The 13,116-nt window shown below is 64.8% G+C and carries 14 protein-coding genes; 5 read left to right on the plus strand and 9 right to left on the minus strand.

The window, feature by feature from the left end; all coding sequences use genetic code 11:
- Positions 1-332 precede the first annotated feature (332 nt).
- The 5 genes from D5R93_RS07900 (at position 333) to D5R93_RS13285 (ending at position 4,165) form a co-directional block, all read left to right on the plus strand.
- Positions 333-1,178: a hypothetical protein gene (locus D5R93_RS07900; RefSeq protein WP_120204649.1), complete on the plus strand. Its 846-nt coding sequence runs from the start codon at positions 333-335 to the stop codon at positions 1,176-1,178.
- Positions 1,175-2,158 carry an alpha/beta hydrolase gene (locus D5R93_RS07905; protein WP_120204651.1) on the plus strand — a complete coding sequence of 328 codons (984 nt, stop codon included), beginning with the start codon at positions 1,175-1,177 and terminating at the stop codon, positions 2,156-2,158. The genes D5R93_RS07900 and D5R93_RS07905 overlap by 4 nt, the downstream gene beginning before the upstream one ends.
- Positions 2,155-2,694: a hypothetical protein gene (locus tag D5R93_RS07910; RefSeq protein WP_147392849.1), complete on the plus strand. Its 540-nt coding sequence runs from the start codon at positions 2,155-2,157 to the stop codon at positions 2,692-2,694. The genes D5R93_RS07905 and D5R93_RS07910 overlap by 4 nt, the downstream gene beginning before the upstream one ends.
- Positions 2,691-3,413 (plus strand): class I SAM-dependent DNA methyltransferase, encoded by a 723-nt coding sequence (locus D5R93_RS07915; protein WP_120204652.1) that lies wholly within the window; start codon positions 2,691-2,693, stop codon positions 3,411-3,413. The genes D5R93_RS07910 and D5R93_RS07915 overlap by 4 nt, the downstream gene beginning before the upstream one ends.
- 572 nt (positions 3,414-3,985) lie before the next feature.
- The gene (locus D5R93_RS13285) at positions 3,986-4,165 is read left to right on the plus strand and encodes a hypothetical protein (RefSeq protein WP_162933885.1); all 180 of its coding nucleotides are present in this window, start codon (positions 3,986-3,988) and stop codon (positions 4,163-4,165) included.
- Between the two features lie 228 nt (positions 4,166-4,393).
- On the opposite strand, the gene D5R93_RS07930 is transcribed toward D5R93_RS13285, so the two are convergent.
- The 9 genes from D5R93_RS07930 to D5R93_RS13565 form a co-directional block, all read right to left on the minus strand.
- Positions 4,394-5,677 carry an ABC transporter permease gene (locus tag D5R93_RS07930; RefSeq protein WP_120204654.1) on the minus strand — a complete coding sequence of 428 codons (1,284 nt, stop codon included), beginning with the start codon at positions 5,675-5,677 and terminating at the stop codon, positions 4,394-4,396.
- Positions 5,652-6,554, minus strand: coding sequence for an ABC transporter ATP-binding protein (locus D5R93_RS07935; RefSeq protein WP_120204656.1), 903 nt, complete (start codon positions 6,552-6,554; stop codon positions 5,652-5,654). The genes D5R93_RS07930 and D5R93_RS07935 overlap by 26 nt, the downstream gene beginning before the upstream one ends.
- Before the next feature lie 283 nt (positions 6,555-6,837).
- Complete coding sequence (locus D5R93_RS07940) at positions 6,838-7,206, minus strand: SdpI family protein (RefSeq protein ID WP_120204658.1); 369 nt, start codon at positions 7,204-7,206, stop codon at positions 6,838-6,840.
- Positions 7,207-8,197: 991 nt separating this feature from the next.
- A complete protein-coding gene (locus D5R93_RS15015; RefSeq protein ID WP_120204660.1) occupies positions 8,198-8,773 on the minus strand; it encodes an SdpA family antimicrobial peptide system protein in 576 nt (191 codons plus the stop codon).
- Positions 8,774-9,388: a sporulation delaying protein family toxin gene (locus D5R93_RS13290; RefSeq protein WP_479722551.1), complete on the minus strand. Its 615-nt coding sequence runs from the start codon at positions 9,386-9,388 to the stop codon at positions 8,774-8,776.
- 182 nt (positions 9,389-9,570) lie between these two features.
- On the minus strand, positions 9,571-9,702 hold the full coding sequence (locus D5R93_RS14535; RefSeq protein WP_279221327.1) for a hypothetical protein: 132 nt from the start codon (positions 9,700-9,702) through the stop codon (positions 9,571-9,573).
- 263 nt (positions 9,703-9,965) lie between these two features.
- Positions 9,966-10,637 (minus strand): response regulator, encoded by a 672-nt coding sequence (locus D5R93_RS07950; RefSeq protein WP_120204662.1) that lies wholly within the window; start codon positions 10,635-10,637, stop codon positions 9,966-9,968.
- A complete protein-coding gene (locus D5R93_RS07955; protein WP_120204664.1) occupies positions 10,634-12,022 on the minus strand; it encodes a sensor histidine kinase in 1,389 nt (462 codons plus the stop codon). Before D5R93_RS07955 ends, D5R93_RS07950 begins: the two co-directional genes overlap by 4 nt.
- The gene (locus D5R93_RS13565; RefSeq protein WP_243106666.1) at positions 12,019-12,687 is read right to left on the minus strand and encodes a phytoene desaturase family protein; all 669 of its coding nucleotides are present in this window, start codon (positions 12,685-12,687) and stop codon (positions 12,019-12,021) included. Before D5R93_RS13565 ends, D5R93_RS07955 begins: the two co-directional genes overlap by 4 nt.
- Positions 12,688-13,116 lie beyond the last annotated feature (429 nt).

The raw sequence follows: 13,116 nt of genomic DNA on the forward strand, positions 1-13,116 counted from the left end.
GGCAGTCGGAGCACACCGACCTCGACCAGCCCGGCGACGCACCACACCCCTCTGCCCTCTCCAATCCCGGGGACGCACGGTTCCAGGCTCTCCGCCAGGAGGAGGAAGAGCGCCACAGACCACCTCCCACAGCAGGACAGGCCCCGGCCTCAGGTAGGAGCAGCCGACCCCTGCCTCATCTACATTTCTTATCGAAGAAAACGCTGGTTCAACGCCGAGCACGGTACACGGTACTCAGCAGGTCAGCAGTCTCTGCCGCTGGCTGCTGCGCCAAGTTTCTGCATGACTTTCGGAGGGGTTCAATGAAGACTCTGAGGAGACCGCGAGAGCGTGTGCCTGCACCTCGCCCTGTTGTCGACAGCGTGCTGTCGAGGGCGTTGGGAGCGCCTCTGGGCACTGCTGAGCGGGTGTCGGCCGTGTGCCAGATACTGTCCAGCGCCGAGTACCTTGTCCGACGGGCCGACCGGGAGACGGGCGGGCTCAACGACTGGAATCTCGCCAGGGACCAGGTGCCTTCAAAGCTGAGGCTGACCCGCAGGATGCGTGATCTTGTTGCTACTGAGGCGGTGACCTCGGGCCTGCACGTGGCGCAGGTCGGCGCGGGGCTGGTGCTGCTGTCGCCTGTGAGGCACCAGGGGGTGCGTGCCGGGGCCGACTTGCTCCTTGCAGGGTCCCAGCTGCTGCTGTACCCCAGGCACCTGTACGGGACGGACGGGTCGGACCAGGTCTCCTTCCTGGTCGCGGCCGCAGCAGGGCTCGGGCGGGCTGGCGGCACGGTTGGCACCAGGCGCGCCGCGATCGAGTTCATCGGGGCCCAGACCATCCTGTCCTACAGCGCGGCGGGTATCGCCAAGCTGCCGGGAGCCCTGTGGAGGAGCGGGGACGCCCTGGTCAGCATCATGCGCACCCAGACCTATGGTGACGAGGGCTTCTACCGTCTGCTGACGCGGTTCCCGCGCTCGGCGCGGGCACTGTGCCGGGGTGTCGTGGCCTTTGAGGCCCTCTTCCCGCTGCTGGCTGTGGGCAGAGGCCGGTGCATGGACTGGGGCCTGGCTGTCATGGCGGCCTTCCACGCGGCCAATGCCCGGTTCATGGGGCTGTCGAGGTTCTCCTGGGCGTTCGTGTCTACCTACCCCGCAGTGCGCAGCCTGGTGCGCTGGGAGGAGGTGTCCGCATGAGCGTGATGCGTGACACGGCCGCTGTGACGACAGCGGCACTGGGGATCGGTCTGGCGCACCAGGCGTACGCGACTGCCCGCTCGCTGAGGCGTCACTCTGGCTACGAGCACCACGTGGTTTGGTGCCGCAGTGGCAACGAGCTGTCCTGCTACCGGGGCGCGCCTGCCGGAGGCAGTGGCGTCACAATGTTGTTCGCAAGCGGGCTCATGAACACCTCAACCTCGTGGCTGCTGCTGGCCTCGCACCTGTCTGGCGTGACAGCTGTCCTCTACGACCGCGCAGGCTACGGGCGCTCGCTGCGGCGCTCAGAGGCCCCCTACCACCTCCAGGAGTCTGTTGCCGACGCAGCCGACGTGGTGAAGGAGGTGTGCTTCGGGACCGGTCCGGTCTGGCTGGCCGGGCACTCGATGGGCGGCTACCTGGTTCACCGGCTGGCTGGCCAGCTCGACAACATTGCCGGGGTCATCCTCATCGACCCTATGCACCCTCGCGAGATGGTGGTGAGCCAGCCGCAGAGAGAGGGGGCCAAGGGCACTGACCTCACCCTGCGCACCGCCCCGCTTCCCGTCGCGCTGGGCGCGGGCCTGCTGATGGACAAGGGCGGTGTCCTGAGCTCGGCGGCTGGCAGTCCCTTCCTGGGGCGCCTGCGCGCAGAAATATCGGCAGCCTCTACCTGGTACGCCGCAGCCCGGGAGTGGCGCTACCTCTACCCCCATCTGCTGGACGGCGGGGCGCCCCTGGAGCAGGTAGCCACCCCGGTCTATGTGATCGCTGCGGAGGCGACCGTTGCGAGCTCCCCAGAGCAGGGCGGCCTCTACGACGAGTACGTGGCCTCAGGCTCGGCGGGTGGCAGACGCCTGGAGTTGGAGGAGTGCGACCACCTGAGCATTATCAACGCTCCACAGGCCGCCCAGCGTCTGGCTCAGCAGATTGCCTCACTGGTCCAGGAACGCCCCGAGCCCCGGGAGGTCACCTCATGAAAGCCTTGCTGCGCCGCTTGCTACCGGCGGTGTTCGCCGTGTGGCTGGTGGTCACGGCCCTGTCCCAGCACCCTGACCGCAGCTTTGACCGGGTACGTCAGGTGGACCGCACCGGCACGGGGCTGCTCATCCCCAACTGGCGCTTCTTCGCCCCTAACCCTGCGGTCCACGACCAGCACTTCCTGTACCGCCTCGCGAACGAGGACCGATCGGACCACACGCCGTGGATGGCGGTCTACGAGGCTGAGCCCAGACGGTGGTGGCACGCGTTCTGGTTCCCGGCCCGGCGTATGGAGAAGAGCATCTTCGACGCCGCCTCCACCATCCTGAACAACCAGGCCGCCTCTGTCCCTACGGAGAAGGAGGCGGTGGAGTCGGCCAAGAGGCTGGTCACCAGCTTTGTGCGCGCCAGGGTCACACCACGCGAAGGATACCCCTACTTCCAGGTGCTCCTGGTGCGGTACTCAGGGTACGACCACTCGGAGAATCCGCTGTACGACATGGTGTTCGACTACGAGCCGGTGGAGGCCTCATGATTGGCACACCCCAGTATGACCAGGTCATGGCGGATCTCTATGACCCGTTCATCAGCCGGGCCAGTGACCCGACAGAGCTTGTGTCCAGGTGCGCTCCCTACGTTCGCGGACGCAAGACCCTGGAAATCGGTATAGGGACCGGGCGAGTAGCGCTGCCGCTGGCTGAGGTGGCGGCCTCCTACACCGGTATCGACAACTCTGAGCCAATGCTGGAGCACCTGCTGGCCAAGCGGCTGCCGGAGAGCCTATCGGCCCGGCTGGCTGACGTCAGGCTGTCGCTCCCCTTCTATTCTGGGGAGTTTGAGGTGGCGGTCTCTGCGATGGGCTCACTCTCCTACGTGGACAGCCTTGAGGAGTACGCGGACTGCCTGCGGCACGTCAGAGAGGTGCTGGCCCCCCGAGGAACCCTGATCGCAGAGAACTACTCGCTGTCCACCTACCGCGCCCTCTTCGAGGCCGGACCATCGCGCTTCCCCATGCCAGACGGCCAGGGGTGGTGCGAGTTCCGGGCATCGTGGGACGGGGACCTCATGGAGACCGAAGCCAGGGTTCATCACCCGGACGGCACAGAGTCTCTTTTCCGTGAGGTGGTGCTGGTACTGGGTGAAGGACGGTTTGAGTGGCTGGCGCGACAGGCAGGCTTTGAGCCCGTACAGGCGATGTACGCCGCACACGGCACACCCTTCGACTGGTTCGTGCTGGAAAGGGGAGAGTCATGAGAAGGAAGCGCTGCTATCAACGCGAGGAGCCCCGGATCGAACGGGGGTGTGTCACCCAGCATTTTCGGGCGCTTCGGCAGCCCCTAGAAGGTGTGAGGGCTGAGCACCTCAGCCGCGTGCTAGGAGGTGCGAATGTCTAGGTGGTACGCCTTCTGGCTGACAACAATGTTCGTAGGCTCTGTCACCTACCTGACTATGTTCGATCACATGGATAATCCGGGTCGAATAACGTCGTCCGTATCTTTGGCCATCACGGCAGGGACCGTGGTAGCACTGTTCTTCGTCTCGTCGTCCGACACCTAGACCTCCAGGAGAAAGGTTCTCACTGGAGAGATTGTCCTCTCAGGACAGAAAGGAGGGAGCATATGCCGATACTGCTTGACAAGGTCAACTCAGACCCCGCGTTGAAGGAAATGCTTCAGCTGCGGGCCAGCAGGTCCGAAGCACCGGTACTCGCTACACCCGCCGCCCTTGCGTGGGCGGCCGGAGCAGCCCTCGGCGGGGGATCTGTGGGTGGGGCCGCGTACGCCGCCTATCGGGCCGTGGCAAACTGACAGAGCAAGGGAGGACTCATGAACGAGCTGCTTGACAAGGTCAACTCCGACACCGTGGTCGTGGTGGACCGCGCACAGGTTCCCGTACTCGCCACCCCTGCTGCTTTCGTGGCAGGACTGGGTGCGGGTGCCAAGGCTGCAGGCGCCCTGGTGGCCGCAGCCGCCGGCGGTGCGGCCGTTGGCGCGGCGACCCGCTAGTCCACCCCGTGGTGTGTAGCGCCGACAGGTACTCGGCACTGCATGGCAGCATGCAGGTAGGCGCCTGGAGCACTGACACCACAGAGTGCTCCAGGCGCCCGCCTTGCCACTTTCCTCGTTGGACGAGCTTGCGGCTCCACCTTACCCAGGACAACGATGACGACGAAAACTACGTCTGGGCCGCCGCAGAAGGCGAAGAAGACTAAGACAACCGTGTCAGAGAAGGATTCAGTCAGCAGGCAGACGCAGCGCCTGGCGCATGGTGAGGCGCCCCTGGGTCTGCATGAGCGAGCGGCGGTAGACAGCCGTCGCCAGCATGACCAGCAGCGGGGTGAACACAGCGAGCGTGATCACCAGAGAGAGGACCGGCTCCCACCAAGCGGCACCGCCTGCCAGCATCCTTGTGGGCATCGCGGCCACGTTGGCCAGCGGGATAAAAGAGAGCACCGTCGCGGCCGGACCTGTGGTGAGGAACCCGACCGGGAGCACCGCCATGAGCAGCAACGTGACCGGTGTAGCCGTCTGGGCAAGGTCCTCACTACGGGTGGACATCGACCCCGCCACCGCCCACAGGGCGTTGGTCCCCACCAGACCGGCCGCAAGCAGCACCACGAACCAGACCAGCACCGTACTGACCCGTGACAGGTCCACCCCGGAGCCTCGCAGCCAGAAGCCCACCAGAGCAGCACAGGCGTAGGCGGTCACCTGGACCACGGAGACCACCCAGCTGCCCACCAGCTTGCCGTAGAGCAGAGAGCGCACCGGGACCAGGGAGGCAATAATCTCCACCACCCGGTTCTGCTTCTCCTCCAGCACCACCTGCGCCAGCTGGGCACCAAACATCACGGCCAGCAGGTAGAACAGCCCGGTGAGGACCCAGCCGGTAAGCCGGACGGTCCCCGGCGAGGGCTCTCCCGGCGCAAGGACCACCTCGCGGACCTGCGTCCCCTCCAGCAGCGCCTCCATGGGCACCCCCTGGGCGCTGGCATTGTCCTCCAGCCGGAGCTGTGCCCACGCCTCTGCCACCAGGCTGGCCTGCGGCGACGACGGGTCGCTGCGAACCATGAGTGTGACCTCGCTGCCACCGCCCTCAGTCACCACGGCCAGCTCGGCCTCGCCGGAGAGCACGTCCTGACGCGCCGCCGCCTCGTCAGCCACCTCGCGGGCCTCCAGGCGGGGCGCGTCCTCCGTGGCCTCAGCCAACTGCTGGGCACGCTGGACCAGGCGCGCGCCCGCCTCGTCGGTGACGGCCACACGCGTGGGGCCAGCGCCGGACCCGCTCATCAGGCTCGCAATAAATCCGCTCACGGAGATGGTGATCATCAGCCCCAGGGCCGTCGTCACCACGGTGACAAGGAACGTCCTGCTACGCAACTGGACGGAGATCTCCCGCCCGGCCACCACCAGCCAGGCCCCGCGCACAGCAGCCCCCGCAGGCTGCTCGTGCGAGCCAGACTGGTTCGTTGTCCTCGGCTGCTCAGACGTCTCAGCCGTCCTTGGTGCCGCTGGCATCGCTGACCACCTCCCTGAAGATCTCTGCCAGACTGGGCTGCCACGGGCGCAGCTCGTGGACGCCACCACGGCTGAGGGCCGCCCTCAGCAGGTCCGTCGTGGTCCACGAGCCCAGGCGCACCACGGCCTGCCTGCCCTCAATGTCGCGGATCTCGATACCGGGCTCGTCGCGCAGCCACCCGGCGTCGCCCTCAAGCCTGATGAGGACAACCGGGTCCTGCTCGCCCCGCAGCTGCCCGGGGGTCCCCTCAGCAACAACCCGCCCCTGGTCAACGACGACAACCCGGTCACACAGGCGCTCCACCAGATCCAGCTGGTGGGAGGAGAACAGGACGGGGACCCCACGGTCGGCGTCCCTGCGAAGCATCTGCGCCATCTGGTCAACGGCCTGCGGGTCCAGCCCTGAGAACGGCTCGTCAAGCACGAGCGCCACAGGTCGGCTCATGGAGGCTGCCGCCACCTGGACCCGCTGCTGGTTGCCCAGGGAGAGGGACTCCAGAGGGGACCTGGCGTACTCCTCGATACCGAGCTCCTCCAGCAGCCGTGCGGCGGTCTGGCGGGCCTGGGACCGGCTGCTGCCCGCAAGCCTGCCCAGGTAGACCAGCTGGTCGGCCACCGCCTGCTTGGGGTAGAGGCCGCGCTCCTCGGGCAGGTAGCCCAGGCGGCGGCGCACGGCGGCGTCCACGGGGCGGGAGTCCCACAGGACCTCCCCTCCGTGCGGGGCCAGGACGCCCATAATCATGCGCATCGTCGTGGTCTTGCCCGACCCGTTGGCCCCCACGAAGCCGACGACCTCGCCACGGCGCACCGTGAGGCTCATGTCCTCCACCGCCGTCACGGCCCCGAAGCGCCGCACCAGGTGCCGAACCTCCAGCATCGCCACCTCCTTGCTGTCTGCCTGTCACTGCCTGTCAGTGTCTTCTTGCCGACCACCAGGCTAGGAGCAACCAGCCAGCGCCTGACCCTGCCAGGAGCCGGAACCTCCCCCTGCCGAGGAAGGAGAGCCCACAGCCCACCACCCCTCCCCACGAAGGAGCAGACCAGTCCCACAGGGCAGGACGTAGGCGCGGAGCCAGGACGCACAGACAGCCGAAGACAGCCCACCTGCGCCCCTCAGCCTGCCACCTCCTGGCACTCACAACGGGCTCCTCTGACCTCGATCACCGGCTTTTCTCCCCCGCCTCCGTACTCCTGGCAACCCGGTTCGCCACAAGTACCTGAGTAGCGGCAACCACCAGCACAATGAACATCCCCATGACAATGACCACAATAAAAATCACGTCCGGGCCACCACTGAGAGCAAAAAAAACGGTCATAACCGCCTCCACCGCAAAGATGCCCCCCTGCACCACATAGCCCCACCACACCGCCTGGTTCGACCGGGCATAGGTTTCCTCATCCACCATCGTGCCCCGGGTCCGAACCCCGTACAAGTGACTTCGAGCGAGCGTGCCAGCACGGGCGCGCACCCCCAAAGCGGTCAGGACGACCGCGCTGACGCAGAAGGTCAAAGCCAGAAGCCAAAACATGACGACACCATCCTCTCAAGTGCGGCTGTGAGACATACGACGGTACGACCAGATACATGGTAAGAACACAGGTCATCGAGCAAAGAAAACTCCACAATCCAAAAGTTAACGCAAAAACAAGGTGCAGAACAAAACCTAACACCATTAGCCTGATTTTGACCTGTGGAGAGAATACTGCGGCCAGCGCCAAAGATGCCTCCACAAGAAGTACGATATAAGTAATTGCAACAGCTCCGATCCAAGTGTCGGACACGACAAGCAAAACGGTTCGAATAATTTCGGGCGGCCTGAATGTGGGATCACTGAGCCAGTACCATATATCAGTCCCATCCAACCATTCTGGAACCATAAGTTTTCCGACAACGGCATGACCGTATATCACGACACCTTGCGCAGAAAACAGCATTATAGCGGCCCACCAACTCGCTTTAACTAAACCACAGACAGAATGATAGTTGCTATGGTCTTTCCATTGATGCATCCTAGTGTCGCCGAAATGAAAGATTACAAATATTCCAGTCATAGCTAATGCCACTTGATCTCCGCCGTCAATTACAGGTGACGACTGAGCGAAACTCCAAGTCACCCAGAAGTGAAGTAGAGTGGTAAGCCATGGTATTATACCGATCATCACAACGATAAGAATAACATAAGAAATAATGTATGAAATATCGTTCACATGAGGTTTGAATATACAGTATAGTCCTGCATAATTGACTACGCTATTTGAGCATATCACTCCCTCGGGATAACTAGTCGACCTATGGAACAACTGATCAGGAGGAGAGGCGAGCAAAGTTAGCAATGTCCCCAAAGCCAGGACAGACCTGGCTAATCCAGCAGGATAGATATGCGGGCTACACTTGTACACCAAATAACGATACTTATCAAACGTAGTCAGCCCGCCCACGGAAATGGTGTCTCGTTTCAATGTGCGCGTTTCGGCAGTTGACTTGCCCATTATATCACCGCTCGCCACCACTGCTTGCAGTCAGTTCTCGCATATCGTATTTACGAACAAAACGCGGCCCGGCATACCATTAAGATGTTTACGATACATCCACGGCACCGGAGGGGCCTCGACTATTGCTACACTCCCACATATCTGATTCTCCTTGCCAACCATCATTGTGGTGGTAGACGCACCCTCCAGACATGACTCAAACTTAGACACATTCTCACAACCGACCCAATCGTCATCGGCAGAAAGGCCAATAATTTCCTGTATATCGAATTCAGTTAAACGAGATTCTCTATTTAAACCGAATACATATCGAGGTTGAACGGCCGGACCTCGAGCCGCAGAATGCCACACACCTTCTCGCTCATCGAATTTATATGGAACTATAAAGTCGTCCCGTGGCGACTTAGTGAAGAAAGCCCAGCCTTGCATTGTAAATGTTCGAACAATTCTGGAGACAGTTTTCACCTCTGAACCTCCAGTCTCCCTTACGGGAAGCCACGACATAGCCTGCAACGTGATAACGGCGACTGCAATACCCAGCGACAACAAGGCTGCACACGTCGGCTTAACGTAGGAATTAACTACATTAGTGTCATCATTCATTTACTGCACACCTTCCAGGCCGTCGATTATATCAACAATTAAGGCCTCGCGAGTCGCGGCAGACATACTGTTCCTAGCTGGCCCCCACGTCCATTTTCCAAGATAAACAGCACCTCCCGCAACCACTGCCGCAAGAGCCGTTACTGCAACTGTATTATGTGCAGCTGCAACGAAATATGCCACACAAACAACAGCCGCTCCACACCATCTTTGTTGGGAGGTGTCCATAACGGGACGAGGAAGTCTTTGCTCAGCATATTCGATACCAATTTCTCCTATATTTTGGAGCCCCTTCTCAACTTCAATAGGATTTCGGCTACGAACCAAGGAAAGAGCAGAGTCGATCTCGGATGGGTACTCGTTAAGGAAATCGTCTACTGTCGTCTCGACCAGTTCCTCATACGTACCCCCTTCAAGATCTCCGGTCAGTTCTACTTCAATCCCTACACTTTCAGCAACAGGGCCGACTCCATACATCAGCCCCTGAAGCACTTCTCGGTCAGAATACATAATATGCGATTCAGCGGACGCCGTCAACTGTCGACTAACCCCGCACAAACACACTATTGCAACCATGGAAGCGGAAACTACTTTTAGCGCTCGTTCTATGCGCATAACTCTCTCTCCTCTATACTGCTTACTGAATGCTGGCTAGTTTCTTAGCGCGTAGCGCGCCGCGAGTGACACAGGCACAACTGCATTGCCTATGTGTGCTGAGAGCGTACAACTATAGTACCTCTGACCACCTTCCTTCTTGATGTAAGAAGGGTGCTGTTTTGTCAGTATTTCCATACTTCCTACATATTAGTTGTTTGGTTGCCAACTAATCCCACGAAGCCGACGACCTCGCCACGGCGCACCGTGAGGCTCATGTCCTCCACCGCCGTCACGGCCCCGAAGCGCCGCACCAGGTGCCGAACCTCCAGCATCGCCACCTCCTTGCTGTCTGCCTGTCACTGCCTGTCAGTGTCTTCTTGCCGACCACCAGGCTAGGAGCAACCAGCCAGCGCCTGACCCTGCCAGGAGCCGGAACCTCCCCTGCCGAGGAAGGAGAGCCCACAGCCCACCACCCCTCCCCACGAAGGAGCAGACCCAGCCGCACACCTGACAGGTCTCGTGCCCACGTGAGACAGCTGCCTCGACCCGCGCAGCCTCCCGGCTGCACCCGGCAGACTGCCGCCGCGAGCCAGGATCAGGACGGAGAACCACCCTCACCGGGCCGCACGAGTCCGAGCTCGTAGGCCAGCACCACCAGCTGGACGCGGTCACGCGCGTGCAGCTTGGCCAGGCAGGCCGACAGGTAGCTCTTGACCGTCGTGACACCCACGATCAGCTCCTCGGCGATCTCCTGGTTGGTGCGTCCCTGGGCCACCAGGCGCAGCACCTCCCGCTCCCGCCCGGTCAGGGAGTCGAGATCGGCAGACGGCGCCGTGCCCCGCTCCTGGTGCGGCAGGCGGGCCAGCACCCGCCTGGTCACCTCCGGCGCCAGCTGGCCGTGGCCCCGGTGGACCTGGCGGATGGCCTCGGCGATCTCAACCGGGTCGGCGTTCTTGAGCAGGTAGCCCGCAGCCCCGGCCGACAACCCGGAAAACAGGGCCTCGTCGTCGTCAAAGGCGGTAAGGATGACGACCTGGGCGAGTCCGGCCTCGGTCACCTGCTCGGTGGCCTTGATACCGTCCACGCCAGGCATCTGCACGTCCATGAGGACGACGTCAGGACTCAACGCACGGGCCTGGCGCACTGCGGCCGCGCCGTCAGCGGCCTCCCCCACCACCACGATGTCGGGCTCGGCCTGGAGCATGAGCGCGAAGCCTCGGCGCATGACGGTGTGGTCATCGACCAGGAGCACCCGGATCTGGCTCATCCCGGCTCCTCCACAGGGCGGAAGGGCAGTCTCACCCGCACACCGTACCCGCCAGCCAGGCGAGGGCCGACCTCAGCCGTGCCGCCGTGGGCAGCCACGCGCTCGGAGACACCGAGCAGGCCGCGCCGATCACCGGAGGCGGTCTCACGTCTGCGCCCCCGCTCCACCACCTCGACCTCGGCGGCGTGCCCCGTGCCCTGGTGCAGCACCCGCAGCACCAGGGAGGCCTCGTCCGCAGTGGAGGAGGCCAGCACGCTGGACAGGGCCTCCTGCGCCACCCGGTACAGCGACAGGCCCACCGCCGCTGGGACCCTGCCGGTCATCCCGGGACAGCACTCCACCTGCGAGTAGCGCACTCTCAGGCCACGGCGGCCCAGCTCCTCAACCAGTCCCGGGAGGCTGTCCAGACCCGGAGGCAGGCCGCCCCCGTCATCCTGGCGCAACGAGCCCACGACCAGGCGCAGGGCACGCACCGCCTCTCGCGACATCGCCTCCATGTCCCGCAGCCCCTGGGCCACTTCCGGGGGAGGGCTGGTGAGGTTGCGCCGCAGCGCCGCAGCCGACACACCAACGGCTGCCACGTCACGTGACGCGACCTCGTGCAGGTCGCGGGCGATCCACAGCCGCTCGTCGGCCACCGCGTCGGCCCGACGCTCCTCAGCCTGGGCGTCAATGAGAGCGGCCTGCTCCTCCACCAGCATCCGCTCCTGGACCAGCTGCCACGCGATGGTGCCCGCCAGCACCGGCAGCCCGCACCACAGCACGTTAAGCAGCAGGTTGTCGAGGAGCAGGGCCAGGCCGGGGGGCAGCAGGTGGAGCGTCGGCTGCGACCACAGGCCGCTGGCCACCGCGCCCCTCACCGTGAGCACCGCACCCAGAAGGAGGAGGCCTGCCACCAGGGCGGCCAGCACGGTCCTCGCCCGGCGACGCGGCCAGGCCCAGGCTGCGGTACTGAACAGCACCAGGGCGAGGACCGCCTTGTTGCCCAACAGGTTGAGCACGTCGGGCTCAGTCAGGTTGACGACCAGGAACAGGAGGAACACGCAGGCGGCCACACTCAGGGGAAACCGCCGCCGCCACACGCACAGCAGGGCCAGCCCGCCCGCGAAGCCGTAGGCCGCCACAACCGTGCCGCCGCGCTCAAGCACACCGAGGCTGCGCACGGCCTCGGTCTCCACCCCGCACAGCAGGAGGGCGAGGAGGGCGACCGCAAGGTCGCGCCGCCACCAGTCGTGGGGCAGTGCCCTCGGGCGGTCCCTGCGGGTCGGGACGGCGTCGGTGACCGGACTGGCGGGGCCACCCAGGCCCGCACGCCCTGCCCGGTCCGCACCGCGAGTGTGACCGTCATGGGCACCCCGGCTGCCCGGGCCATCCGCCCGGGTCACCGCCTCTCCCCCAGGTCCTTGAGGGCAGCCCGCGCGGCCAGGTATCCGCACATGCCGTGCGCACCAGCACCCGGCGGGGTGGCGGCCGAGCACAGGTAGGCCCCGGGGACGCCGGTGGCGTACGGGTTGGCGGCGAGTCGCGGCCGCGCCACCAACTGGCGCGCCGTGCTGGCACCCGCGATGATGTCCCCGCCGACGTAGTTGGCGTTGGCCGCCTGGAGATCGAGGGCCGAGCGGGAGGTGGAGGCCAGGACACGCTCGCGGAAACCCGGGGCGTAGCGCTCGATCTCGTCAGTGACCAGCCGTGTGACGTCACCGGGCCAGCCCGCCGGGACGTGGGCGTAGGCGTAGAGGGGGTACACGCCCCCACGGGCCCGGCCCGGGTCAGCCAGGTACTGCTGGCCCACCAGGATGAAGGGGTGCCGCGGCATCCGCCCGCGCCAGACCTCCTGCTCGGCGGCAGCGACCTGGGCCAGGGTCCCCCCAAGGTGGACCGTACCCGCCTGCCGGGAGGGCAGGTGTCGCCAGGGCACCCCCTCGGCCACGGCCATGTCCACCTTGGCCACCCCCGGCCCGTGCCGGTAGGCCCGGTAGGCCCGCGCCACGTGTCCCGGCAGGGCATCGGCAAGGATCTGGGCAGCCGCAGCGGGCGAGGTGTCCAGCATGAGCAGGCTGCCCGGCTCCACCTCCCTGCGTGACCTGATACGCCGTCCGGTCTCGATCTCGACCCCGCGCGCCGCGCCCGGCGCAGCACCGCGTCCCTGATCGCGCCAGAGCCGCCCTGGGCCACCGGCCACCCGCAGCCGTGGGCCGCCGCCAGCAGCGCCAGAGCGATGGCCGAGGAGAAGGGCGCCCCAAGGGGCGCAGCGCGTGCGCAGCGGCACCAGCGAACAGGGCACGGGCCGCCTCGCCCCTCCACGCCCGCGCCAGCATCGCCGCGGGCGTAGCAGCAGGGGCGCCGTACCGGGCCAGGACCAACGGGTGAGTCGGCATGTGGGCCACGGGCTGGAGGATCTCCGCCGACAGCGCGTCAAAGTGCTCGGCCAGCGGGCCGAGCAGCCCGGCCCAGACCGCCCCGTCCCCGCCCAGGCCCG

The sequence above is a fragment of the Actinomyces lilanjuaniae genome (assembly GCF_003606385.1).
Taxonomy (GTDB): domain Bacteria; phylum Actinomycetota; class Actinomycetes; order Actinomycetales; family Actinomycetaceae; genus Actinomyces; species Actinomyces lilanjuaniae.